This window comes from Citrobacter amalonaticus, from assembly GCF_002918555.1.
Classification (GTDB): Bacteria; Pseudomonadota; Gammaproteobacteria; order Enterobacterales; family Enterobacteriaceae; genus Citrobacter_C; species Citrobacter_C amalonaticus_A.
This window is the reverse complement of sequence record NZ_PQMB01000001.1, coordinates 486,658-512,866: the sequence shown is the minus strand read 5'-3', so window position 1 is coordinate 512,866 and position 26,209 is coordinate 486,658. Positions and strand designations below refer to the sequence as shown.

General features: G+C 54.7%; 16 protein-coding genes and 3 pseudogenes. 8 read left to right on the top strand and 11 right to left on the bottom strand.

Annotation, left to right across the window (positions count from 1 at the left end; genetic code table 11):
- Positions 1-108 precede the first annotated feature (108 nt).
- Positions 109-403 (bottom strand): annotated as a pseudogene (locus tag C3432_RS02595) (tyrosine-type recombinase/integrase); the annotation flags it as partial.
- A 79-nt stretch (positions 404-482) separates the two neighbouring features.
- Here C3432_RS02595 and C3432_RS02590 point away from each other — a divergent pair.
- The 3 genes and pseudogenes from C3432_RS02590 to C3432_RS02580 form a co-directional block, all read left to right on the top strand.
- Positions 483-1,220: a hypothetical protein gene (locus C3432_RS02590; protein WP_103775125.1), complete on the top strand. Its 738-nt coding sequence runs from the start codon at positions 483-485 to the stop codon at positions 1,218-1,220.
- Between the two features lie 335 nt (positions 1,221-1,555).
- Positions 1,556-1,820: pseudogene (locus C3432_RS27905) on the top strand (phage baseplate assembly protein V); the annotation flags it as partial.
- Positions 1,820-1,927 (top strand): annotated as a pseudogene (locus C3432_RS02580) (ogr/Delta-like zinc finger family protein); the annotation flags it as partial. The pseudogenes C3432_RS27905 and C3432_RS02580, both read left to right, overlap by 1 nt.
- Positions 1,928-2,254: 327 nt before the next feature.
- Here C3432_RS02580 and trhP read toward each other — a convergent pair.
- From trhP to C3432_RS02545, 7 genes are all read right to left on the bottom strand, one after another.
- A complete protein-coding gene (trhP, locus tag C3432_RS02575) occupies positions 2,255-3,616 on the bottom strand; it encodes a prephenate-dependent tRNA uridine(34) hydroxylase TrhP (RefSeq protein WP_103775124.1) in 1,362 nt (453 codons plus the stop codon).
- A gap of 121 nt (positions 3,617-3,737) precedes the next feature.
- The gene (baeR, locus tag C3432_RS02570) at positions 3,738-4,460 is read right to left on the bottom strand and encodes a two-component system response regulator BaeR (RefSeq protein WP_103775123.1); all 723 of its coding nucleotides are present in this window, start codon (positions 4,458-4,460) and stop codon (positions 3,738-3,740) included.
- Positions 4,457-5,860 (bottom strand): two-component system sensor histidine kinase BaeS, encoded by a 1,404-nt coding sequence (gene baeS / locus C3432_RS02565; protein WP_103775122.1) that lies wholly within the window; start codon positions 5,858-5,860, stop codon positions 4,457-4,459. The genes baeR and baeS overlap by 4 nt, the downstream gene beginning before the upstream one ends.
- Positions 5,860-7,272, bottom strand: coding sequence for an MFS transporter (locus C3432_RS02560; RefSeq protein WP_103775121.1), 1,413 nt, complete (start codon positions 7,270-7,272; stop codon positions 5,860-5,862). Before C3432_RS02560 ends, baeS begins: the two co-directional genes overlap by 1 nt.
- Positions 7,273-10,350 (bottom strand): multidrug efflux RND transporter permease subunit MdtC, encoded by a 3,078-nt coding sequence (gene mdtC / locus C3432_RS02555; protein WP_103775120.1) that lies wholly within the window; start codon positions 10,348-10,350, stop codon positions 7,273-7,275.
- Positions 10,351-13,473 (bottom strand): multidrug efflux RND transporter permease subunit MdtB, encoded by a 3,123-nt coding sequence (gene mdtB / locus C3432_RS02550; RefSeq protein ID WP_103775119.1) that lies wholly within the window; start codon positions 13,471-13,473, stop codon positions 10,351-10,353.
- Entirely contained in the window at positions 13,473-14,720 is a 1,248-nt protein-coding gene (locus C3432_RS02545; protein WP_103775118.1) for an MdtA/MuxA family multidrug efflux RND transporter periplasmic adaptor subunit, read from the bottom strand. Before C3432_RS02545 ends, mdtB begins: the two co-directional genes overlap by 1 nt.
- Before the next feature lie 224 nt (positions 14,721-14,944).
- Here C3432_RS02545 and C3432_RS28290 point away from each other — a divergent pair, with 224 nt between their 5' ends.
- Positions 14,945-15,058, top strand: coding sequence for a type I toxin-antitoxin system Ibs family toxin (locus tag C3432_RS28290; RefSeq protein WP_146050904.1), 114 nt, complete (start codon positions 14,945-14,947; stop codon positions 15,056-15,058).
- Between the two features lie 99 nt (positions 15,059-15,157).
- Here C3432_RS28290 and yegD read toward each other — a convergent pair whose 3' ends face one another.
- Positions 15,158-16,510, bottom strand: a complete 1,353-nt coding sequence (gene yegD, locus C3432_RS02540; protein ID WP_103775617.1) for a molecular chaperone — start codon at positions 16,508-16,510, stop codon at positions 15,158-15,160.
- A 196-nt stretch (positions 16,511-16,706) separates the two neighbouring features.
- Here yegD and alkA point away from each other — a divergent pair, with 196 nt between their 5' ends.
- Positions 16,707-17,576, top strand: coding sequence for a DNA-3-methyladenine glycosylase 2 (alkA, locus tag C3432_RS02535; RefSeq protein ID WP_103775117.1), 870 nt, complete (start codon positions 16,707-16,709; stop codon positions 17,574-17,576).
- On the opposite strand, the gene C3432_RS02530 is transcribed toward alkA, so the two are convergent.
- Entirely contained in the window at positions 17,544-20,873 is a 3,330-nt protein-coding gene (locus C3432_RS02530; protein ID WP_103775116.1) for a diguanylate cyclase, read from the bottom strand. The genes alkA and C3432_RS02530 overlap by 33 nt on opposite strands.
- Before the next feature lie 316 nt (positions 20,874-21,189).
- On the opposite strand from C3432_RS02530, the gene udk reads away from it, so the two are divergent.
- From udk to asmA, 3 genes are all read left to right on the top strand, one after another.
- A complete protein-coding gene (gene udk, locus C3432_RS02520; RefSeq protein ID WP_103775114.1) occupies positions 21,190-21,831 on the top strand; it encodes a uridine kinase in 642 nt (213 codons plus the stop codon).
- A gap of 91 nt (positions 21,832-21,922) precedes the next feature.
- Complete coding sequence (gene dcd / locus C3432_RS02515) at positions 21,923-22,504, top strand: dCTP deaminase (RefSeq protein ID WP_103775113.1); 582 nt, start codon at positions 21,923-21,925, stop codon at positions 22,502-22,504.
- A 21-nt stretch (positions 22,505-22,525) separates the two neighbouring features.
- The gene (gene asmA, locus C3432_RS02510; protein ID WP_103775112.1) at positions 22,526-24,379 is read left to right on the top strand and encodes an outer membrane assembly protein AsmA; all 1,854 of its coding nucleotides are present in this window, start codon (positions 22,526-22,528) and stop codon (positions 24,377-24,379) included.
- A 68-nt stretch (positions 24,380-24,447) separates the two neighbouring features.
- Here asmA and C3432_RS02505 read toward each other — a convergent pair whose 3' ends face one another.
- Positions 24,448-26,031, bottom strand: a complete 1,584-nt coding sequence (locus tag C3432_RS02505; RefSeq protein WP_103775111.1) for a TerC family protein — start codon at positions 26,029-26,031, stop codon at positions 24,448-24,450.
- Between the last annotated feature and the right edge of the window lie 178 nt (positions 26,032-26,209).

The window sequence follows — 26,209 nt, the reverse complement described above, 5'->3', positions numbered from 1 at the left end:
TCAGATAAGAAGAAAGTGTATAGCAGAACGGGAAAAGAGGGGTCAGAACAGGCTGAAAAATGAATATTTATCCAAAAGGGCGTGTACGCCCCTTGTCGGTACTGGCTTTCAATGGTGCAATGCGGGTTTGTGAGGCACATAAGACCATTGAAAGCCATATTTAGTGACCCGTCGGTGGACACTCTGGGCCTCAAGGCCACCCCTCAAAGGATTGTGTGAGATCGTGCCCTGCAAGTATTCCGGGGCAAAGTGCGCATAGATCATTGTCTGCACAATTCGCAAATGACCCAGGATTCGTTGCAGGTGATGATGCTCCCCCGTTGATCATGAAATGGGTGGCGAAGCTGTGACGTAATGTATGCGTTGCCTGTCCTGCCGGTAGATCGGGTTTCATTTCCTTCATCAATGGACTTTAATAGTAAAGATACTAGAATGATTGCCGATATCATCCTTAGAGAACTTAACGGAGAGACATAGCTAATATGCGTGAGTTATTTGAAAATATGGCGGATGATTTTGTTGATAGCCAGTTTTATGAAAAATTTAAAAAGATGGTGCGATGGCTAAGGCCCTTTTCATTTATAAATATCATTTTTTACTTTTTTTGTTTATTTTGCCTTGCTTTTTTTGCTTTCTTCTTAGTCAGATTATTCATAAATGCCGAAGGCGATCATTACGTTGGTTTTGTGGCTCTGTTAGCAGCAATGGCAACCCTTACCACGCTGATTTATAATTTAAGACGTCATATGTCTGAGGACTATTTTAAGGATGCCAAAGAGTATTTGAAGCGCGCATTTGAAACTTTTGAGCCTAAAAATGGACAGGAAGCTCCACCAAATGACAGAATGACATGGTTGACAGCAGCCAGACTCATTGGAATAGCTGAACGATTAGGCAATAAGATCATTATGGACTCACACAAAGAATCATTTCTTGAGGAAAAAGAATATTGGAGATCTAAGTTTAGAAATCTGATCAAAGATTTTGCATGGAGTTACTACTGCGATGGGGTTGAAAAATTCAACTCATGGAATATTTTTGATCGTGAGCCTATCGCAGAATCATCAATCTATGCCATTCACAAGTTTATTGAATGGAATGAAGACTACACTGACCCATTACCAGATATAACATTCTCAAATGATGAGCTAAAAAATCTTAGAAGAAAATTCCCTTCCCTGTCTCAATTACTATCTCAAGTCAATAGAAATAGAAAGTAATATATAGGGCGAGATACTTCATTTTTCTATGGATTTGTCATCACAGGCACTGATGGCAAGTCTTGAATTGACGGAATACATTATCTGGCAACATGGCAGTTAGATGATATCTTTTAAAAACTTTGACAAATTTCTGTCGCAGTCAACTTTATTAAAGCTTAACACATGATGCTATTATTCCCCCCATTAACATTTACAGACTCTCATCCCTGGACCTCAATTTAATCTATTGGGATATTGCATTATTTTTTCGATGGTTTCATATCATGTTGTACTAACTCTCTGACCAACTAATGGGTTGGCTATCGATCCCCATCAATTGCATTCTCTTTTTCATGAACACATTGAAAAAAATGCAAGATATGGCCCGCCTGCTGCACTATCTGATCCGCACCGATCTGCACTGGCGTCATCATCGAGACTGATCTTGATGCGGGTCGCTGCCGTGTGCAGTCCGGTGGGATTGTCACCGACTGGCTTCTCCCGTGCCAGGCGTTCACGCATCTGGTGGGTTCCTTCCGTTGACGAGCAGGTTTGTGAGTTGATACCACGTTTGTGCTGCCTGCCATTTTCTCTGATGACCATCCTGCACCCACAAGCTGATTACCGATACGACAAAGGAGCGTTATCACCAGTACACAAATATTAATTGTAGCTGCACGTTCGTCACGACCAAGACGGTCGAGCACTTCATTGTGAAGCCGGTCTAAGTAGTTCTGGTTTTACCTCACCCGACCTGGGCAAGGCAACAACAGCTCTTGATGTGAAAAAAGAGCCCCCGATATTGCGTGGTTTCTTTTATTCGATGTGGTCAATATGTGGACGTGACCTGAAACAAATCCATTTATTTCAGTGGATTACAGGAAAAAATAAGCCTGCGTAAGGGAGATTACGCAGGCTAAGGAGGTGGTTCCTGGTACAGCTAGCATTTATGGGTTATGTTTTTCAGCAGGATGGATAATACCCTCATTAAACGAAGCGGTATGTGATCAATTTCTAAGAATCATCCCATTGTAAAAAATAACCCGGATTAACTACTTACCGTGGGGATTACGCGTCGATTCACCTGAAAAATTGCGCATTAACAACGCATAATCCAGATTCATATCCTGCGGTACCGGGATCCAGACGGTGTAACCGTCACCAGGCGCAACGGGCATCGGCTCGCCTTTGGCGTTATTCATCTGTTCCAGGGTGAAATTCACATTGCCCTGCGGGGTCATCAGCTCCAGGCTGTCGCCGAGCGAGAATTTGTTTTTCACGGCGACGGCGGCAAGGAGGCCCTTACGCTCACCGGTGAATTCCCCAACGAATTGCTGACGTTCGGATACTGAGTAGCCGTATTCGTAATTCTGGTAATCGTCGTGGGTATGACGACGCAAAAAGCCCTCGGTGTAACCGCGATGCGCCAGACCTTCCAGTGTTTCGAGCAGGCTGGTATCAAAGGGTTTACCTGCGGCAGCATCATCAATGGCTTTTCGATAGACCTGAGCGGTGCGCGCGCAGTAGTAAAAGGATTTAGTACGGCCTTCAATCTTCAGCGAGTGTACGCCCATTTGAGTCAGACGTTCGACGTGGGCAATTGCTCGCAGATCTTTCGAGTTCATGATGTAGGTGCCGTGCTCATCTTCGAACGCGGTCATGTATTCACCCGGACGCTGGGCTTCTTCAATCATGAAAACTTTATCGGTTGGTGCGCCGATACCCAGCGTCGGCTCAACGTTTTGCACCGGAATCGGTTCGTATTTATGAACGATGTTGCCCACCACATCTTCTTTCCCTTCCTGCACCTTATACTCCCAACGGCAGGCGTTGGTGCAGGTTCCCTGGTTCGGGTCGCGCTTGTTGATATAACCGGAGAGCAGGCAGCGGCCGGAGTAGGCCATACACAATGCGCCGTGAACGAAGATCTCAATCTCCATATCGGGTACCTGCTGGCGGATCTCTTCAATCTCTTCCAGCGACAGTTCACGTGAGAGAATCACACGGCTCAGCCCCATCTGATGCCAGAACTTAACCGTTGCCCAGTTTACCGCGTTGGCCTGAACAGAGAGATGAATCGGCATATCCGGGAAGTTTTCACGCACCAGCATGATAAGACCCGGATCGGACATGATCAGCGCATCGGGCCCCATTTCCACTACCGGTTTGAGATCGCGAATGAAGGTTTTCAGCTTTGCGTTATGCGGCGCGATATTGACCACCACGTAGAATTTTTTACCAAGCTCATGGGCTTCATTAATGCCGAGCTGCAGGTTCTCGTGATTGAATTCGTTGTTGCGCACGCGCAGAGAGTAACGCGGTTGGCCCGCATAGACGGCATCTGCGCCATACGCGAAAGCATAACGCATATTTTTCAGCGTTCCCGCCGGGGAAAGGAGTTCCGGTTTAAACATAATTTTCTCGTTCTGATGACAGGTCAGATCCGCTTCACCTGATGAAGCGGTTAGGGGAGTGCCCCCACATTAAGGGCGGGCATTGTAGCGCCGTGGGGGGGAGAGGTAAAGGGAAGTACCGTCAGGCAATCCGACAGGCATCGGCTTCCCAGCGATATCCCACGCCATACACCGCACGAATAAACGACTGTTCTTCGTCAAGAGATTCCAGCTTGCGGCGCAGGTTTTTGATGTGACTGTCAATTGTGCGGTCAGTCACCACGCGATAATCGTCGTAGAGATGATTGAGCAACTGCTCGCGGGAGAAGACTTTCCCTGGCTCATGAGAAAGCGTTTTAAGCAGACGGAACTCCGCTGGAGTGAGATCGAGCAGTTTCCCACGCCAGGAGGCCTGAAAGCGGCCTTCATCGATAATCAGCGGGCTATCGGCGTCCATCTGCTCCAGGACACGCTGTGGCTTGCAGCGGCGCAGAATGGTTTTTACGCGGGCGACAACTTCGCGCGGGCTATAAGGTTTGCAGATGTAATCATCAGCGCCAATTTCCAGCCCCAGCAGGCGATCTATCTCTTCGATTTTTGCTGTCACCATTACCACGGGCACTTCGGAGAAACGGCGGATCTCCCGACATAATGTCAGACCGTCAGTGCCTGGCAGCATCAGGTCCAGCAGGATCAGGTCGGGTGGGGTCTGTCGCACATACGGCAGTACCCGATCGCCATGGCTGATTAACGTTGGAGCATAGCTCGCGGCTTTCAGATAGTCGATTAGCAACTGTCCCAGTTTGGGTTCATCTTCCACGATCAGGATGCGCGGCGTGTTTTCATCAATGGGTAACTCAGTCATACATCTCTCTGTAAGTCGTGTTCCAGCGGTAGCTCTACTGTAATGCTAACGCCGCCAAAAGGCGAATGGGCTACCCGGATCTGGCCATTATGCGCCTGTACGATGTTGACGCAAATGGCCAGTCCCAGGCCCGATCCGCCGCTGGCCCGGTTGCGGGAACCTTCTGCACGGTAAAAACGTTCGAATAATTTATTCAGCTGCTCGTCACTCACGCCAGGTGCGGTGTCGGCAAAGGTTAACAAGACCTTTTTATCTGACTGTCCGGCGCTGATATGCAGGCTGCCACCGCTGTCGGTGTAGCGCAGACTGTTTTCCAGCAGATTATTAAAAAGCTGCATCAGACGATCGGGATCGCCAAACACGATCGCGCTGTCCGGCAGTGAAAACTTCAGCGTCAGCCCGCGGCTGGCGAAACGCTCGCGAAATGCGCCGCCTGCCACTTCCAGTAGAGGGATCAGATCCACTGAGGTTTTTTGATATGCCAGCGCACCTTCATCAGACATTGAAAGCTGATGCAGATCGTCCACCAGTTTGGTCAGCGTGCCGACCTCCGCCTGCAGGGAGGCCACAGATTCTGGTGTAAATTGACGCACGCCGTCCTGGATAGCCTCCAGTTCGCCGCGTAACACGGCGAGCGGGGTGCGCAGCTCATGGGAGATATCGGCCATAAAATCGCGGCGCATCTGCTGGTTTTTTTCCAGCGTGCTGGCGAGCTGATTAAAGTCCTGTGCCAGCTTGCCCAACTCGTCTGCACTGGTTGGGGTCACGCGGGTGGTGAAGTCGCCCGCCGCCAGCTTATGGGTACCCTCCACCAGGCGTTTGACCGGAGCCAGTAATCCGCGCGCCAGGGGAAAAGTGGCCAGCGCCGCCAGCAGGGTTGAGAGCGCGACGATAAGCCAGCTGGTACGTCGCTGCTGTTTGTCGAAATTAATATCCGTGTTGCGCGTCAGACGCTCAACGGGGGAGGCAATCACCGCGCCCACGTCATTGCCATTGACGTTAATGGCGCGGCGCGTTCCATCATGAGGGACCGGACCGTGCGGGCCGACCAGCACGTTGCCACTTTGGTCAACTACCCAAAACTGGGTGCGCCAGCCGTGTGGCGGCATACCTGGACCAGGCTTATCACTGTCGCCGTCGTGCTCCAGCGAACGCAGGATCTGAAAAACAAAGCGATCGTTATTACGCAGGAATCGCCAGCTACCGTGCAGTTGGTACTGTTCGCCCAGGGCGTCTCCGAGCAGCTGTAGCCGCTGTTCGTTACCGTGTTTTATGTAATCGATAAAGCCACGTTCAAAGCTGACGCGAACGGCCCAGTGCATGCTGATGAGAAGCACAATGCAGGTGGCAAAAATCGCCAGAAACAGTTTGCCGGTGATACCGGGTCGCCAGAACTTCATTACGAGCTCCTCTTGCGTCGCGAAATGACAACGTTTTTATGCGTGTCGTTGGGCACTCGGGCAAAAATGATTGCCGGTAGTGCGATGATCAACGCCATGCAAAGCCAGGTGTACATAAAGACCGTGTGCGTGCTGTCGCTGGCAACGGCAACGTGCTGCTGGCTGAACATGCCCAGCAGAAGCCCGGCGATAGTCACCCCGATACTCATCGACAGTTGCATAATCATCGACAGAAGACTGTTGCCGCTGCTGGCGAATTCGTCCGGTAGATCTTTCAGCGTCAGGGTATTCATCGATGAAAAACGCGTTGAGTTAACCATTCCCTGCAGGAACAAAACGAAGGGCAGAACGTAGTACCAGCCGAGCAGTGCGGTCGTCATAAACAACAGGGTCACCAGCGACAGGCCCAGAGTGGCGGCTACCAGCACGCGGCGATAGCCAAAGCGGTTTACCACCTGCACCACAATCCGTTTCATCCCCATACTGCCCAACACCATCGGGATCATCATCAGCCCGGCATGGAATGGTGTGAAGCCAAGGCCAATTTGCAGGAAAACCGGTGTCATAAACGGCAACATGCCGCTCCCGACGCGTCCGGCGAAGCTGCCAAGCAGACCAAGCGAAAAGGTATGCGTGCGAAACAGATTCAGGCTGAACAGCGCCCTGACGTTATTTCTGGCATGTAGCAGATACAGAAGGATCGCCACGATACCGGCGGCAACCAGCGCGGCAAGGGCGAGATGCGACAACCCTGTACCTCTACTGCCATCCAGCGCCAGCGTCAGGAACGCCATGCCGAAAGCCAACAGCAAAAAGCCGGAGAGGTCAAAACGCCGGGTCTGCATGGTGTAGTTGGGCATCAGTATTAACGTCGCAATGGCGCCGATAATGCCCACCGGAATATTAATCAGGAATATCCAGTGCCATGAGGCGTATTCAACCAGGATCCCGCCCAGCGCCGGGCCGAGCAGGGGACCAACCTGACCGGGCAGCGTGACGAAAGTCATCGCCGCCATATACTGCTCGCGCGGGACGATCTTCATGACCGTCAGCCTGCCGACTGGCACCATCATCGCGCCGCCGACCCCCTGTAGCACGCGCGCCATCACCAGTTCATCAAGCGTGCCGGACCAGGCGCAAAACAGCGAACCGAGCGTGAACAGAATAATGGCGGTGAAGAAGATATTGCGCACGCCGACCCTGTCAGCCAGCCAGCCGCTGGCCGGGAGCATGACCGCGACGGTCAGCACATACGACACAATGACCATATGCATATGCAACGGGCTTTCCCCGAGACTTGTCGCCATCGAGGGAAGGGCGGTGTTAACGATAGTGGTATCCAGCGATTGCATAAAAAAGCCGAATGCCACTATCCAAAGCTGCCAGCGGGTGCTGTTGGGAAGTTCTGTCATTTAACTTGTTACCGTTTCTCCTGGTTTACGTGAAAAACGTAGCCGCAGACGGTCAAAAAAGAGGTAAACCACCGGCGTGGTATAGAGTGTCAGAAGCTGGCTCATTACCAGACCGCCGACGATCGTAATCCCGAGCGGCTGGCGCAGTTCAGAGCCATCCCCACCGGACAGCACCAGCGGCAGCGCGCCAAACAGCGCGGCCAGGGTGGTCATCATTATCGGGCGAAAACGTAGCAGACATGCCTGAAAAATGGCCTCTTCCGGCGTCAGATTACCGTGCCTCTGCGCATCAAGCGCAAAATCAACCATCATGATGGCATTTTTCTTCACAATGCCAATGAGCAGCATGATCCCTATCAGGGCGATCAGGCTGAACGGGGCATCGAAGAGTTCCAGCGCCAGCAATGCTCCCACCCCGGCAGAGGGAAGCGTGGACAGAATCGTCAGTGGGTGCACGTAGCTTTCGTACAGAATGCCCAGCACGATATAGACCGTGGCGATCGCCGCAATAATCAGGATCACCTGTGAGTTCATGGTTTCCTGGAAAACCTGCGCGGTTCCTGCAAAGCTGCCGCGTACGGTTGAGGGCACGCCAAGCTGGGTCATCGCCCGGGTTATCGCGTCGCTGGCTTCGGAAAGCGAGGAGCCGGTCGGCAGGTTAAAGGAGATGGTCGATGCTGCGGACAATCCCTGATGATTCACCGACAGCGGCGCATTGGCGGGTTGCCACTTCGCAAAATACGACAGCGGAATGGCTTTACCGTCGCTGTTAATGACAAACATTTTATCCAGTGCGCTGATGTCCTGGGTGTAACGGGGATCGACTTCCATCACCACTTTATACTGATTCATCGGCTGGTAAATGGTGGAGATTTGCCGCTGCCCAAAGGCGTTGTTCAGCAGACTGTTTGCGGCCTGAACGTCAATTCCAAGACGCGACATGGTGTCGCGATCGTAGACAAGATTCATCTCGGCGCCGTTGTCCTGCTGGTCAGAGTTTACGTCCGCCAGTTGGGGCAGAACGGCCAGCGCTTTGCGAATTTTCGGTTCCCATTCGCGCAGCGCGGCAAGGTCGTCCGATAAGAGCGTGTACTGATAGCTGGCGTTGGCCTGGCGACCACCGACGCGAATATCCTGCACCGCCATCAGAAACAGATTCGCGCCCGGTTCTTTCGCGAGCTTTATCCGCAAGCGGTCGATAACCTGCTGGGCCGTTTCGTTACGTTCTGCGCGTGGTTTCAGCGTGATAAACATCATCCCGCTGTTGACGCGTGAACCGCCGGTAAAGCCGGTAACGTTATCCACGGCAGGATCCTCGCGGATAATCTTCATAAAGTCCTGCAACTTGCCGCGCATCGCCTGGAAGGAGATGCTCTGATCGGCCTGAATGCCGCCCATCAGCACGCCGGTATCCTGCTCCGGGAAGAAGGTTTTTGGGATCGAGATGTAGAGCCAGATATTTAATGCGATAGTGCCAAGCAGCACCAGGCCCACCATACGGGAGTGGTTCAGTACCCATTTCAGCGACTTACCGTACCCTTGTTGCAGCGCCACCAGCAGGCGACCAAAGCCGCGATTGCGCGTCTGCTCGCGCGGTTTGCTGGATTTGAGCATCCAGCCGCACATCATCGGGGTCAGAGTGAGCGAAACCACCAGGGAGATGCCAATGGCAACGGAGAGAGTCACGGCAAACTCGCGTAATAACCGGCCGGGCAATCCCCCCATCAACAGCAGCGGCAGGAATACCGCCACCAGCGAAAGGCTCATTGAGAGTACGGTGAAACCCACTTCCCGCGTACCCTGCAACGCTGCCTGCAATGGTTTCATTCCCGCTTCCAGATGACGGGAGATATTTTCCAGTACCACGATGGCGTCATCTACCACAAAACCGGTGGCGATGGTGAGCGCCATCAGCGACAGGTTATTCAGACTGAAGCCGCACAGGTACATTGCCGCGAAGGTGCCAATCAGCGATACGGGAACCGCCACGGCAGGAATCAGGGTTGCACGCCCGGATCGCAGGAATAAAAAAACCACCAGGATGACCAGCGCCACGGAAATAATTAAGGTCTGCTCCACCTCCTCCAGCGAGGCGCGGATCGTCGGGGAGCGATCCTGGGCTATCTGCATGTCGATTGACGCGGGGATCGTTGCCTGTAACTCCGGCAGTTTTGCCCGGATGCTGTCCACCGTCTGGATGATATTGGCTTCCGGCAGTTTGCGGATCATCAGCAGAATGGCCGGTTTCGCGTTGGTCATCCCGGCGTTACGCACGTCCTGTACCGAATCGACAATAGAGGCGACGTCGCCCAGACGTACCGCCGCGCCGTTGTTATAGTGCACGATCAGCGGCTGATATTCCGCCGCAGTTTTCAGTTCGTCATTGGTCTGTACCTGCCAGCGATGGGTTTTGTCTTCCAGGGCGCCCTGAGGTTTACGTACGTTGGCATTGCTGATGGTGGTCCGAACGTCGTCCAGCGACACGCCCTGATTAAACAGTGCCTGGGGGTTCAGGCCCACGCGCACCGCCGGCAGGGAGCTACCGCCCACATCCACATCACCGACACCGTCGATCTGCGCGATGGTTTGCGCTAGCTGGGTGGAGGCGAAATCGTACAGTTCGCCCTGGGAATACGTCTCCGATGTCAGCGTCAGGATCATAACTGGCGAATCGGAGGGATTGGCTTTGCGATAAGTTGGACGGCCTGGCATACCGCTCGGCAGCAGGCTTTGCGCGGCATTGATCGCTGCCTGCACATCACGCGCCGCGCCGTTGATATCCCGGTCGAAGTTAAACTGGAGAATGATGCGCGTGCTGCCAAGTGAGCTGCTCGACGTCATTTCGCTGACGCCGGCAATGCGCCCCAGCGAGCGCTCCAGCGGGGTCGCAACCGACGACGCCATCGTCTCCGGCGATGCGCCCGGCAACGATGCGCTGACCATAATCACCGGGAAATCGACCTGCGGCAGCGGGGCGACCGGCAGCAGCCGGAATCCAAGCACGCCGCACAGGGTAATGGCGATAGAAATTAACGTTGTCGCCACCGGGCGATAAATGAAGAGAGCGAAAAACTTCATTTACACCTCCTCTTCCTGGCGTGGGAAGCGGCTTTTCACATACAGCGACAGACGATCGAACAGCAGATAAATGACCGGTGTGGTAAACAGCGTCAGCACCTGGCTGACCAGTAAGCCACCCACCATGCCTATCCCCAGCGGTCGGCGCAATTCCGCCCCGACGCCGGTACTCAGCATCAGCGGCAGCGCGCCCAGCAGGGCCGCCAGGGTGGTCATCAGGATCGGGCGAAAACGCAGCAGGCAGGCCTGGAAAATAGCCTCACGCGGCGCCATCCCCTGCTCGCGCTCGGCGGCCAGCGCAAAGTCGATCATCATGATGGCGTTTTTCTTCACAATACCAATCAGCAAAATGATGCCGATAATGGCGATCACATCCAGCTCACTGCCGGCAATCATCAATGCCAGCAGAGCGCCGACCCCGGCCGTTGGCAGGGTAGAAAGAATGGTAATGGGGTGAATAAAGCTTTCATACAGCACGCCAAGCACGATATACATTGCCACCACCGCCGCGACAATCAGCCAGATGGTGCTGTCCAGCGCCGCCTGGAAGGCAAGGGTGCTGCCCTGGAACTGCGTGGTGATATCCACCGGCAGGTTGAGCGTTTTCTCCGCATCGAGAATCGACTGTACTGCGTCACCCAGCGAATAGTTGTCCGGCACGTTAAACGAAATCGTGGTCACCGGAAACTGATCGAGGTGGTTGATCGAGAGCGGGGCAAAGCGCTGCTCCACTTTGGCGATCGCGCTAAGCGGCACAATTCCGCCATCGCTGCTGGTTAACCGAATGGTATCCAGCGCCGCCAGCCCTGGCGTATTTTCGGTGTTGTGTTCCAGCACCACGCGATACTGGTTGGCCTGAGTATAAATCGTAGAGATCAACCGCTGGCCAAAGGCGTTATACAGGGCATTATCGACATCCGCCATGCTGATCCCCAGACGGCTGGCGCTGTCGCGATCAACGTTCACCCAGGCCACCAGCCCTTTGTCCTGCCAGTCGCTGCTGACGTCAGAAAGCTGTGGGAGTTGTTGCAGTTTTTCCATTAACTGCGGTACCCACGTGCTGAGCGCATCCAGCGAGGTGGCCTGTAAGGTGAACTGATACTGGGTGCGGCTCACCTGGGTATCGATGGTTAAATCCTGCGTTGGCTGCAGATAGAGTTCGACTCCGGGAACCTTACTCACCGCGGCCTGCAGACGGGTTATCACCTTTTGCACGCGGTCGTCGCGCTCGTCCAGTGGCTTAAGGTTGATTTGCAGACGCGCGCTGTTCAGCGCCGGATTCGTGCCATCCACGCCGACGAACGAGGTCAGACTTTCCACTGCCGGATCGCCGAGAATGACATCGGAGACCTGACGCTGGCGCTGCGCCATGCTGGCAAATGAACTGGACTGCGGAGCCTGCAATGTGCCCTGAATGATGCCGTTATCCTGAACCGGGAAGAACCCTTTAGGAATAAACACCCACAGCATAATGCTCAGCAGTAGCGTGCCAAGCGCCACGCTCAGCGTCAGCCACGGGTGATTGAGCACTTTTGCCAGCCAGTGACCGTATCCGGCGATCGTCCGTTCGAACATCTTTTCCGACGCACGGGAGAAGCGGTTCTGTTTACGCAGCGACGCCTGGCTGAGCATACGGGCGCACATCATCGGCGTCAGGGTCAGCGATACCACGGCGGAAATCAGAATAGCCACCGCCAGGGTAACCGCGAACTCACGAAACAATCGTCCGACAATGTCGCCCATAAACAGCAAGGGGATCAGTACCGCAATCAGCGATAAGGTCAGGGAAATAATGGTAAAGCCGATTTCGCCAGCGCCCTTAAGCGCCGCCGCCAGCGGTTTCTCGCCTTTTTCGATGTAACGTGAAATGTTCTCGATAACCACGATCGCATCATCCACCACGAAACCGGTGGCGATAGTCAGCGCCATTAACGTCAGGTTATTGATTGAAAAATCGAGAAATACCATTACCGCAAAGGTACCAATCAGCGACAGGGGGACGGCAACCCCCGGAATAATGGTGGCGGGAACGTTGCGCAGAAACAGGTAGATAATCATCACCACCAGCGCAATGGCCAGCATCAGCTCAAACTGAGTGTCGCTCACCGACGCGCGAATATTGGTGGTGCGGTCAGAAAGCACGGTGACCTTAACGGTTTTTGGCAGGCTTTCTGTTAATTGCGGCAGCATCTGCCGAACGCTGTCTGCCGTAGAGATGATGTTGGCGCCGGGCTGGCGCTGGACGTTCATCACAATGGCCTGTTCTTTATTCGCCCACGCGCCGAGCCAGCTGTTTTCCGCGCCCTGTTCAACGGTGGCGACATCACCCAGACGTACCGGCGCACCGTTCTGCCAGGCGATAATAAGCTGACGATACTCGTCGGCAGACTGCATCTGGTCGTTTGCGGAGAGCGTCACCGCACGGGCCGGACCGTCAAGGCTGCCTTTTGCTGAGTTAACGTTAGCACCGGTAATGGCCGTACGGACGGTTTCACTGGTCAGACCGAGGGCGGCGATGGCCTGGGCATTGAGCTTCACCCGTACCGCCGGGCGCTGCCCACCGGAAAGGGTAACTAACCCGACGCCGGAGACCTGGGAAATCTTCTGCGCTACGCGGGTTTCCACCATATCTTCTACCTGCGTCATCGGCATGGCGCTCGAAGTGACGGCGAGCGTCATGATCGGCGGATCGGCAGGGTTTACCTTACTGTAAACGGGGGGATTAGGCAGATCGCCCGGCAGCAGGTTGGTGGCGGCGTTAATGGCTGCCTGTACCTCCTGCTCAGCCACATCAAGCGGCAGGGTAAGCTGGAACTGCAACGTCACCACGGATGCGCCGCCGGAACTTTGCGACGACATCTGCTTCAGGCCGGACATCTGTCCGAACTGACGCTCAAGCGGGGCGGTGACGGCGGAGGTCATCACATCCGGGCTGGCACCCGGATACAGCGTCACGACCTGAATCGTGGGGTAGTCCACTTCCGGCAGGGCGGAAACGGGCAGGAAGCGATAGCCGATAATCCCGGCGAGTAAAATCGCCACCATCAGCAGCGTGGTGGCGACAGGACGCATAATAAACAGGCGGGACGGGCCGCCCGTGCTGCCAGGAGGTAACAACTGCATCAGGAGCGCGCTCCTTTTTGGCCGGGAGCGCGGGCAGGGGTTTTATCTTCCGCTGCGGTTGCCGTTTGTGCTTCCACCACTTCCACTTTTGCCCCTTCCGTCAGGCGGTCTATACCATCCGTGACCACGCGATCGCCCGCGGAAATCCCGGCGCTAATCACCACCTTCTGGCTGTCCTGAATCCCGGGTTTCACCAGGTGTTTGCTGACTTTGTTTTCGCTGTTCAGCACCCAGACAAAGTGGCCTTCGTTGCCCATTTGCAGTGCGGCGGCAGGGATGACTATCGCGTTTTGTTCGGTATCCACCAGCATTCGGGCGTTCACAAACTGATTCGGGAATAGCGTATCGTCCTGGTTATTGAAACGCGCTTTAATTTTGATGGTGCCGGTGGAGGCGTCAATCTGGTTGTCCAGACTCAGCAGGGTGCCTTCACTCAGTTTCTGTGAGTTGGTCCGGTCCCAGGCTTCAACAACCAGCGTTTTACCGGCCTTTTGCGCCTGCACTACGGTGGCAATATCGCTTTCCGGCAGAGTGAAGATCAAATCAATGGGATGCGTTTGCGTGATAACCACAATACCGGTGGTATCTCCGCTGGAGATCTGATTACCGATATCCACCTGTTTCAGACCCACCCGACCGTCCACCGGGGCGGTGATACGGCTCCAGTCGAGCTGTAATTGCGCACTGGCGACGCTTGCCTCATCCGCTTTTAGGGTGCCTTCAGCTTCGCTGACCAGCGACTGCTGGGTGTCCAGCTCCTGACGGGAGACAAGATTGGTTTTTACCAGTTGCTGATACCGCGCCAGATCGCGCCGGGCATTCGCCAGCGTGGCTTTGTCTTTCGCTAACTGCCCCTGCGCCTGAGCCAGCGCCACTCTGAACTGGCTGGGATCGATTTCGGCCAGCAGATCGCCCGCCTTAACCTGCTGCCCTTCCTGGAAATGGATCGCCATAAGCTGACCGTCCACACGGCTGCGCACGGTGACAGTATTGGCGGCGGTGATGGTACCCAGCCCGGTCAGATAGCGAGGAACGGCCTGTTGAACGGCGGTAGCGGCCTGGACGGGCGCCAGTGGGCCGGAGCGCATACCGCGACGACCCGCACCGGCAGGCTGCTGTGCCTGCCCGCTCGCACCTGGCGCTTTGCTTTCTGGAGTGCTGCGGCTGTGCCAGAGCCAGAATGCCGCGACAGCCACCACGGCTACCACGATTGCTATCACCCAGCGGGATTTATCACTGCCTTTCATCGTTATGAGTTTCTCATCCTGAAACGTTTCGCGGAATGATACTAGTTTAGTCAGGCAACAAGGGAGAAAAATGGAGGAATTATGAAACACTGTCTGGATTCGTCTGAATGCTGACGGGCTTTGCGAGGCGTTACGCAACGATTATCGGTGAAAATGAGGAAGGCTGAAGAGTGCGTTAGAGTGGCGGCATGGCAATACGGAGGTAAGCCAAAAATTTCAGCAGGATGCTGATACGGGAAAGCCCCTCCCGAGGAAGGGGCCAAAATAAGGAAAGGGTTATGATGAAGTACGTCATCAGACTGGTGATACTCTTAGTCATTAGCCTACCCGCTTACTAAGACACCAGGGGGAGGGGGGACCCCTCCCTTACCCTCGCTCCTGAAAATAAGCCACGCTCTGACTAATGTCAATTCGCAGCGACTGCGCTTGCGAGCCGCTTAGCGGAAAACAACCTCCGCCCAGCGCGCCAGCCCGGCGGTAACGGAACCGAAATCATCGCCCCCGGCAATGGGAATGCCAGGCAGCTGCGCGGTGAGCGCTTTTTTAATGAGCGGTGAACGGGCGCTGCCGCCGGTCAGATAGATCACATCCGGCTTTTCCTGAGCGTTATCCAGCGCCAGCTGTACCTGTTCGAGAATACGCGTCAACGGCTGGTCGAGCGCCGCTTCCAGCCCCTGCTGGCTGATGGCGGTGGCTAACGCATTGCTGATGAAGGGCAGCGTGGCGGTTGTTTCGGGCTGTGCAGACAGGGCAATTTTGCTCTCCTCCGCGCTTCGCACCAGACGATAACTCAGGCGCTGACGCCAGACTTTAAGCAGCAGCGCCACTTTCTCCGGCTCACGTGCATCGCGGACGAGATCGTTTAACATGCGACCGTTTGCGCTGCTGTAGAAATCACTCTGTGCCGGGACATCGTTAATCGCCACCGCATTCCACCAGGGTAATACGGGCAGGGCGATACCTTTTTCGGTTTCCCCCCCCATGCCCAACAGTGGCATCAGGGTTTTAAACGCCAGTGCGATATCCAGATCGTTGCCGCCAACGCGACAGCCGCTGTGTCCGAGCAGGCTGGATTCACGATCTTCGCGCTGACGCCACCGGGGGCCCATCAGCAGCAGCGAGCAGTCCGTGGTCCCGCCGCCGATATCAACGACCAGCACGCGTTTCTCTTCCTGTAAGGTTGCCTCATAGTCCAGACCGGCGGCGACGGGCTCATACTGGAACACCACATCCTGAAAACCGGCACGTTTTGCCGCACGCTCCAGAATGCCCTGCGCCTGGCTGTTGGCCTCTTCGCCACCTAAACCCTGAAAGTTGATTGGGCGCCCAATGACCGCCTGGGTTATGGCTTCTGGCAGCTGGCTTTGTGCCTGATTACGGATATGCAACATCATTGCGCAGACTAAGTCTTCGAATAATGCAACCTGTTGTGGTTTAAGACCACTGGCCCCCAGGAACGATTTCGGTGATTTAACGAAGTAAACTTCTTCCGGATCGTCAATATATTGCGCGAGAGAGGAAAGACCAAATTGCACGCTGTTGACGTTGACGTCGATATCTTCTTCGCGGTTATAACGCATTGCGCGACGCAGCAGCGCCTGGGTCTCTGCGTCCGTTGCCGGGACGTTGTGATGGCGATACAACCACTCGCTTACGGCTTCACGCGTCGGTGCGCAAAGCATTGAAGGTAACAGCGTACTGTTGTTTTCCATTTTGAGTAACTGAGGTTGTCCGTCACGCATGATGGCAACCGAACAGTTGGCCGTACCGTAGTCAAAACCAATAAACACTTTAATAATCCCCATGCCGGTGAAGAAGGGGCGAGACTTTAACGAAATGTCATCCGGGCGACAACTGGAATATAAAGGCAAGGCGTCCTGTTAGATTAACGTATATCAATCATGTTTAAGGTTGCAGGCGCGTTGGCACTCCTGCTACTTAAATTATTCAGGGTACAGGCGAAAGAATTATTGAAAAGGAGTCGGAATGTTTACTTTGAGCTGGCAACCGCCGTATGACTGGCCGTGGATGCTGGGTTTTCTCGCGGCTCGTGCCGTAAAGGGCGTTGAGACGATTGGCGAACTGCACTACACGCGAAGCCTGGCCATTGGCGAACATCGTGGAAGGGTAACCGTTATGCCCGACCTGCAAAACCAGACGCTCAACGTCACGCTAACCGAGGGGCTGCTGCCCGTTGCGCACCATTGCCTGGAAAAAGTTGAACGCTTATTTGATTTAGGTTGCGATCCGTTACGGGTGACTCAGGCGCTGGGCGACTTAGGCGCGGCACGTCCGGGATTACGTTTGCCCGGCTCGGTTGATGCATTCGAGCAGGGCGTCCGGGCGATTTTAGGCCAGCTGGTGAGCGTATCGATGGCGGCGAAGCTGACCGCTAAAGTCGCCAGCCGCTATGGCGACGTGCTTGCGGATGCGCCAGAGTATGTCTGTTTTCCCACGCCGCAGCAGTTGGTCAATGCCAATCCGCTTGAGTTAAAAGCGCTGGGGATGCCGGTAAAGCGTGCTGAAGCCCTCATCCATCTGGCGCAAGCCGCGCTGAATGGCGAATTTACCTTTACCGCCCCTGCGGACATCGAGCAGGGAATGAAGACATTGCAGTCCTTTCCGGGAATCGGGCGCTGGACGGCCAGCTATTTTGCGCTTCGCGGCTGGCAGGCGAAGGATGTTTTTCTGCCGGATGATTACCTGATCAAGCAACGTTTTCCCGGCATGACGCCGGCGCAGATTCGTCGCTACGCTGAGCGCTGGAAGCCCTGGCGTTCATACGCGTTATTGCATATCTGGTACACCGACGGCTGGCAGCCGTCAGTTGATGGCGAAATAGCTGGTGTTCAGTAGCAGATCCAGGGGTTGCGCATCGGCGATAATATCGCCATAGATGAGATCCACCCCGATCCCGGAAAGGGCGTCCATCGCCAGCGGGGTCTGTATCGGTCCCGCGATGGTTTTTACCCCCAACCGCCGGGCATGACCCTGAACGATCGACACCAGCATTTCATCCATCAAATTACCCTGAATGCTGGTGCTCAGTTCGCCGTCGAGCTGCAGGTAATCGGCCATCCCAGGGGTCAGATGGTTAAAGATTTGCAGGTCCCGCCCAATGTGGCTGAGGATAATCCGGCAGCCCGCCTGACGCAGCTTTTGCAACCCAGGTACGGCCTCGGTCGCTTGCGAAATAATGACATCAGCCGGAATAATCAGGTGCAGCAGACGCGCTGACAGCGGACTGCGTTCCAGCTGATTAAGCAGCTCATCAATAAGCGTTGTGCTGCTCAACCCGGCGGCAGAAAGGGGCAGGGCCAGGCTCAGCCCTTTACTCGCGACGGCTGCTGCCGCATGGTGGAAAAACTCATGGAAGACGCGACGGTCCAGCGCGTGGTCAAGCGCCGGGTCGGCTAAGCCTGCGCGGAACGCCTGCTCTTCCATCACTTCGCCTTCGCTGGTCCACAGACGTAGCGAAACCAGCCAGAAGCTGCAAGTCTCAGGAATACGCGGCGACGCCACGCTTCGGGCGACCATCAGCAGGTGGTTATCTTTAATCATGTGCCACTGTTCATCCAGCGACATCATGGCACGCGTGGTATGTTGCGCCTCTTGCTGCGGTTCATAGACGGTGACGCGGCCACGCCCGCCATTTTTAGAGGCATAGCAGGCAATGTCCGCCTGCGACATAACCTCGGTGGCGAGATGGTTGTTTTCATCAATCAACGTGATCCCGGCGCTGGCACCAATGCGGTGCAGACGCCCCTCCCACATAAAATGATAATCATTGATCGCATTGATCATGCGCGTAGAAATAAAGCGGGCGCTTTCAATATTGCATTCTGGCAGCAGCAGGCCAAACTCATCGCCCCCCAGACGCGCCAGTACGTCGCTGGAACGTAGCATACTGAGCATCAACGATGCCAGCTCGCGTAGCAGCGCATCGCCAGCAGCATGGCCCGCGCTGTCGTTTACCGCCTTAAAACGATCGAGATCGATAAATACCAGGGCATGACGCTGGCGTGAAGTACTGACCGTATGCAGTAATTGTTTTAGCTGTTTTTCAAAACTGGTCCGGTTCGCAAGATGGGTGAGGGCGTCGTGTGACGCACTGTAGCTCAACTGGCGCAGCATTTTACGTGATTCGGTGACATCCTGGATGACGAGGACCGATCCAATGTTGCCGCCGTCCAGGGTACTGAGCGGCGTGATGCTGTAATGGATATCGTAGCTGCCGCCGTTGCGACAGTGGAGTACCACATCCTGCTCAATCGCCGAGCGTGACATATCCGCACTGTAGATATTTTCCATTAGCGGACCGTTATCACCAAAGGTAATACGCAGTACCGATAGCAGCGGCACGCCGATGGCGTTCGCCTGTTGCCAGCCGCTCATCTTCTCGGCGACCGGGTTCATAAAGGTGATATTCATATCAACGTCAATACAGATCACCGCTTCGCCGATGGAGTCGAGCGTAATATGCAGGCGTTCTTTTTCCTGATACAGCGCCTCGTTGAGCTGTTTAACTTCGGTCATGTCTATATTGATACCGAGCAGGCGTTCCACTTCGCCCTCTTTATTCAGTACCCGGTTTGCCAGCGAGCGAATGTGGCGAATGCCGTCTTTTGCCGCAATGCGGAACTCAAGCTTGAAAGGGAGGCGAGCGGCCAGCGAGTCGCGGACCACCTTCTCTGCATGTTCGCGATCTTCCGGAATGACGCAGTCGTACCAGACTTTCCAGGTGGGTTTGATATGCGGGGCGACGTCATAAAGTTCAAACATGCGCTTGTCCCAGCTGATCACGTCGGGCTGGAGCTCCCACTCCCAGATACCGATACCGCCCGCTTCGTTGGCGAGCGTAATGCGCTCCATCAACCGTTTATTGACCCACTCGGTATGCTTGAGATCGTTGATATCTTCAATCTGGGCAATAAAGTAGAGCGGTGTCCCGTCAGAATGACGAACCAGTGAAACCGCAAGCAGCGCCCAGACTACCTCTCCCTGACGAGTGTAGTAACGCTTCTCCAGCGAATAACTGTTAATGTCGCCACGTATCAACATGTTCAGCTGTTCGAGGTCGCTGTTCAGGTCTTCAGGCCACGTTAGCTGCTGAAAGGTGAGTGAGCGAAGCTCGTCCTGGCTGTAGCCGAGGAAATGGCAGAGTGCCTTGTTCGCCTGGAGCCATTGTCCCTCCGTACCGACCAGAGCCATCCCGATGGCGGAATACTCCATGGCGTTGCGAAAACGTTCTTCGCTCTCGGTGATGTGCTTGCGCTCGGCGCGGAAGGCGTACATCACCATAGTCATGATATTGGCGGGTAGCAGGATCATTAAAAAGGGCAGCCACGGCAGATTCATTGTGATATGCGCTTTTGGGCTAGCCAGTAGCGTTGGGTCTGCCGCCATCATCAGCGACACCATCATGATGGTGGCGAGGAAGATTAAAAAAGCCTCCATCCGCGGTAAGCGCACCGCGCTCCACATCAGCAGCACGATGACAAAGGTAAATGGCCACGGCACGTATTTCATGGAGAACCAGCTGAGGGCGAGGGTGATAATCAGCGTCAGTATTGTTTCGAGTAACAGGCGTGGATTGCGATGACGAAGCAGGTAATGGGGTTTAAACAACAGGCCCAGCGGCACCAGCGCCAGCGCGCCAATCGATTCTGACAGCACCCAAATCAAAAATGCGCGCAGCGGGTTTTCTTCGCCTGACACCAGCCAGAGAAGGATGCCGCCGACTAACGGTGGAATGATGGCGCTACCGAAGGCCAGTCGAACCCAGTCATTGAGATTTTGCAGCGGGTTGTACCAGGGCAGTAACTTCCGCAACAAAATCGCGCCAACAGCCGCTTCAATAACATTGATGGTGGTGTAGGTTAAATTGAGCGAACTGGCAGAAAAAAGCGCATAAGAGGCGGCGAGATTTCCGAGCGAGCAGGCCAGCGCAATCCCCGGCCACATGCGCCCGGCATGACGATAAAACGCCACCATCATAATCGATGTCGGAAACCACAGCGGAGCCAGATGCGAACCAAACTGCGACAATTCCAGCGAGAACAGGGTGAAGATGAATGCCGCCAGTCCTAAACTGACCAGACGCAGTAGAGGATGAGGCAGGGTAACTAAAACATGTTGGAATTGTTTACTCATTACCGCTGTATCCGAATGGCCGGGAACGTCACAGTAAACCAGGACGCGTCAGTGTTGGTCTTTGTTTATGCTAGTACAAACAATTTACAATTTATATCCTGGTTGCTCATAATTTGACGTTATCTGGCGATTAATTCCCGTTGCCGGGGAGAAATTCCGCAGTCGCCTTAAAAATGACCATTTTAATTTGCGAAAGGGAATTGACGGACTGCCATTTCACCTCGATGCATCTTGAGTGAATTTGTGTATAATTGCCGGCGTTTGACGCTTCGGCGTCGCCCTTCCTAACATCCAGGTTATTCAGGTCGCTAAATTTATGACTGATCAGTCTCATCAGTGCGTCATTATCGGTATTGCTGGCGCATCGGCTTCCGGCAAGAGTCTTATTGCCAGTACGCTTTATCGCGAGTTACGTGAACAAGTCGGTGACGAACATATTGGCGTTATTCCCGAAGACAGCTATTACAAAGATCAAAGCCATTTGTCGATGGAAGAACGCGTCAAAACCAACTATGACCATCCGAACGCAATGGATCACAGCCTGCTGTTTCAGCATCTGCAAGCGCTGAAAAGCGGAACCGCAATTGAACTTCCGGTTTACAGTTATGTAGAACATACTCGCATGAAAGAGACTGTTCGCGTCGAGCCAAAGAAAGTCATCATTCTGGAAGGTATCCTGCTGCTGACGGACGCGCGATTGCGTGAGGCGATGAACTTCTCCATTTTTGTCGACACGCCGCTGGATATCTGCCTGATGCGCCGTATCAAACGGGATGTTAACGAGCGCGGTCGTTCGATGGACTCCGTGATGGCGCAATATCAGAAAACGGTACGGCCAATGTTCCTGCAGTTTATTGAACCTTCCAAACAGTATGCGGATATTATTGTGCCGCGCGGGGGTAAAAACCGCATCGCTATCGATATTCTGAAAGCGAAAATCAGTCAGTTCTTTGAATAAGCCCGGCAAATTGTGTACCGTTCAGTGATAACCTGGATTGCCCTTAACGGACAATACGTTAAGAAAATGATGCCCGAAAGGAGAAAGTGCCATGCGTCTGTGTGACCGAGATATTGAAGCCTGGATTGATGAAGGCCGTTTGTCGATCAACCCTCGTCCGCCCGTAGAGCGAATCAACGGCGCGACGGTGGATGTGCGTCTTGGCAATAAATTTCGCACTTTCAGCGGCCATACGGCGGCATTTATCGATTTGAGCGGGCCGAAGCATGAAGTCAGCGCCGCACTCGATCGCGTGATGAGCGACGAGATCGTGCTTAAGGATGGCGAGGCGTTTTACCTTCATCCGGGTGAACTGGCGCTGGCCGTGACCTATGAGTCCGTCACCCTTCCGGCGGATCTGGTCGGCTGGCTGGATGGTCGCTCTTCGCTGGCACGCCTGGGCTTAATGGTGCACGTAACCGCCCACCGTATCGATCCGGGCTGGTCGGGCTGCATCGTGCTTGAGTTTTATAACTCCGGAAAATTACCGCTGGCCCTGCGCCCCGGTATGCTGATTGGCGCGCTGAGTTTTGAACCGCTTTCGGGTCCTGCGGCGCGGCCGTACAACCGCCGTGAGGATGCGAAATACCGCGATCAGCAGGGCGCCGTCGCCAGCCGGATTGATAAAGACTGAGTCTGCTCCACTGGGGATAGAATGAGACGATTTCTGACGACGCTGATGATTTTGCTGGTCGTGCTGGTGGCCGGCTTCTCCGCGTTAGTATTGTTAGTCAATCCGAACGACTTTCGTACCTATATGGTACAGCAGGTCGCCGCGCGCAGCGGATATCAGTTGCAGCTTGACGGTCCCCTGCGCTGGCATGTGTGGCCTCAGCTGAGTATTCTCTCCGGTCGCATGGTATTAACGGCGCAGGGCGCCAGCGAACCGTTAGTTCGTGCTGATAATATGCGTCTCGACGTTGCGCTGTGGCCGCTGTTGAGCCATCAGCTCAGCGTTAAGCAGGTAATGCTTAAAGGGGCGGTGATCCAGCTGACGCCGCAAACCGAGGCGGTACGCAGCGAAGACGCGCCCGTTGCGCCGAAGGACAATACCTTGCCGGATGTTGCCGAAGACCGCGGCTGGTCGTTTGATATTGTCAGTTTGCGCGTGGCGGACAGCGTGCTGGTGTTCCAGCATGAAGACGATGAGCAGGTGACCGTTCGTGATATCCGTTTGCAAATGGAGCAGGATCAGCAGCATCGTGGTTCCTTCGAATTCTCAGGACGCGTTAACCGCGATCAGCGTGACCTCACCCTTGCGCTGAACGGCACGGTTGATGCCTCCGACTACCCGCATAACCTCACTGCGGGGATTCAGCAGCTGAGCTGGCATCTGCAGGGCGCCGATTTACCAAAGCAGGGGATCCAGGGCCAGGGGCAGCTACAGGCCCAGTGGCAGGAAGAACAAAAAAAACTGTCGTTCAATCAGCTTAACTTAACCGCGAATGACAGCACGCTGACCGGACAGGCGCAGGTGACGCTGGCGGACAAACCAGAATGGCTGTTCAGGCTGACGTTTGACCAGTTAAATCTGGATAACCTTATTGCGCACGATGAAAGTCTCAATGGGGCTAATGGTACAGTGCAGCAGGGGCAGAGCCAGGCGTCGCTCCCGCGTCCGGTTATCTCATCCCGCATGGATGAACCTGCTTATCAGGGACTGAAGGGATTCTCGGCGGATATTTCGCTACAGGCGAACAACGTTCGCTGGCGGGGGATGAACTTTTCCCAGGTTTCCACCCGGATGACCAACCAGTCCGGGCTGCTGGAGATTGCTGAACTGCAGGGCAAACTGGACGGCGGTTCCATTTCGCTGCCGGGGACACTGGATGCCACCCGGGTCAAACCGCGTGTGGAGTTTCATCCACGCCTTGAAGATGTCGAGATCGGTTCGATTCTGACGGCCTTCAATTATCCGATCTCACTGACCGGTAAGATGTCGCTGGCGGGGGATTTCTCTGGCGCAGACATTGATGCGCAGGCGTTCCGCCAGACCTGGCAGGGCCAGGCGCATGTTGAAATGAAAGACACGCGGATGGAAGGAATGAACTTCCAGCAGCTGGTGCAGCAGGCGGTGTCGCGCAGCGGCGGCGACGTGGAGTCGATGCAAAACTTCGACAACGCCACCCGTCTGGATCGCTTTACGACCGATGTGGTGCTGGATAACGGCGATCTGACCCTGGACAATATGTCCGGTGAGTCTGCGCTGCTGGCGCTGACCGGTAAAGGCACCCTGAATCTGGTTGAGCAAAACTGTGATACCCGGTTTAACGTGCGCGTGCTGGACGGCTGGAAAGGGGAAGGTAAGCTGATTGATTTCCTGAAAGAGACGCCGGTGCCGCTACGGGTTTACGGAAACTGGGAGGCGCTGAATTACAACTTGCAGGTCGATCAGCTGTTGCGTAAGCATCTTCAGGATGAAGCAAAACGTCGGCTGAATGACTGGGCGGATCGTAATAAAGACACCCGTAACGGTAAAGATGTGAAGACGTTGCTGGATAAACTCTGATCGTTATGGCCGGATGGCGGTTTTAAGGCCATCCGGCATCACTTAGGTCTGGTGGGCCAGGCGCTTAATCACACTTCGTAATCTAACTCTTCTTTATCGTGCAATGGAATAATCTGCACCTTCTGCACGCGATGACTCTCGACCTGCAACGTTTTCAGCAGGTAATCTCCCACCTGAACCTCTTCACCTGTTTTTGGCACGCGCTGCAGATACTCCATCAGCAGGCCGGCGATGGTGTGATACTCCCGTTTCTCATCAAGCGGTAGCGGTATGAACTGCACCAGATCCTCCAGCGGCATATGGCCGTTCGCCGTCCAGGAGCCGTCCGGGTTCTTCTGAATGTCATGGCGCGCATCAATCTCTTGCGCTTCATTCGGCAGATTACCGGCGATAGTTTCCGTCACGTCGCTCAGGGTCACAATGCCTTCCACAGAACCAAATTCATCCGCGACAAAAGCAAAGTGGGTGCGCGCATTTCGAAATTGCTCCAGCGCCGGGAGCAGCGGCAACGTTTCCGGGAACACCAGCGGCTGGCGAATCAGCGCCCGCAGATTGAGCGGCTCGCCGCGTAACGACTGTTGCAGCAGGTCGATAACGTGGACCACGCCCAGCAGATCTTCCTCATCGTGCCCACCGGTTACGACCAGGCGCGTATGCTGGTTTTTTTCCAGCAGCGCGCGGATTTCTTCTTCCGGTGCGGTGAGGTCGATATGCTCAATATCATGCCGGGAGGTCATGATGCTGCTGACGGTACGCTGATTAAGATTCAGCACCCGTTCAATCATTCGCCGTTCCTGCGGATTGAAGATTTGGCTGTTATCATGATCCACCAGCATAGAGGCTGTTTCAGCGTCCAGTTCGGCGTCCTCTTTTTGTCCGCTCAACAGACGCATGACCGCCTCCGTCGTTCTCTGGCGCAACGTGTGGTTGGCAGACAGGAAACGACGACGGTTAAAGATTGCCAGCTGATTTAACGCTTCGATCATGACCGAGAAGCCGATGGCTGCGTACAGATAACCTTTCGGAATATGGAAACCAAACCCCTCCGCCACCAGGCTAAAGCCGATCATCAGCAGGAAACTGAGACAGAGAATGACGATGGTTGGATGACCGTTGACAAAGCGGGTGAGGGACTTGCTGGCGAGCAGCATCAGGCTGATAGCCACAATCACCGCAGCCATCATTACCGCCAGATGGTCGACCATCCCGACCGCGGTAATCACCGAGTCGAGAGAGAAGATGGCGTCCAGCACCACGATCTGCGCGACGACACCCCAGAATTTCGCCCCTTTGCGCTGGGTCGGATTATCGCTGTCCTTACCTTCCAGCCGTTCGTTCAACTCCATCGTGGCTTTAAACAGCAGGAAGAAGCCGCCGAACAGCATAATCAGATCGCGTGCGCTAAAGCTTAACTCATGGACGCTAAAGAGCGGTTTGGTCAGTGTTACCAGCCACGAGATGGATGCCAGCAGCAGCAGGCGCATAATCATGGCGAGCAGTAACCCGGTGACGCGCGCGCGATCGCGCTGGCCGGGAGGCAGTTTCTCCGCGAGGATGGCAATAAAGACCAGGTTATCAATGCCGAGGACTAATTCGATCACGATGAGCGTGATCAGCCCGGCCCAGATTGATGGATCGGCAATCCATTCCATAGTAAGTGCAATACCTTTGGTTATACTCGTCATACTTCAGGTTGCTGGTGCGTTGCCGCGTGACTCAACCTTCGGCCTCGCCCCTTCAGGGCCAGCGCAAGCGCTGTTCAAAACGAGGACGCCGTTTTGTCCCGCAACCCGAATTATTAAGAGTCTACATGAAAATTGTCACATTTCG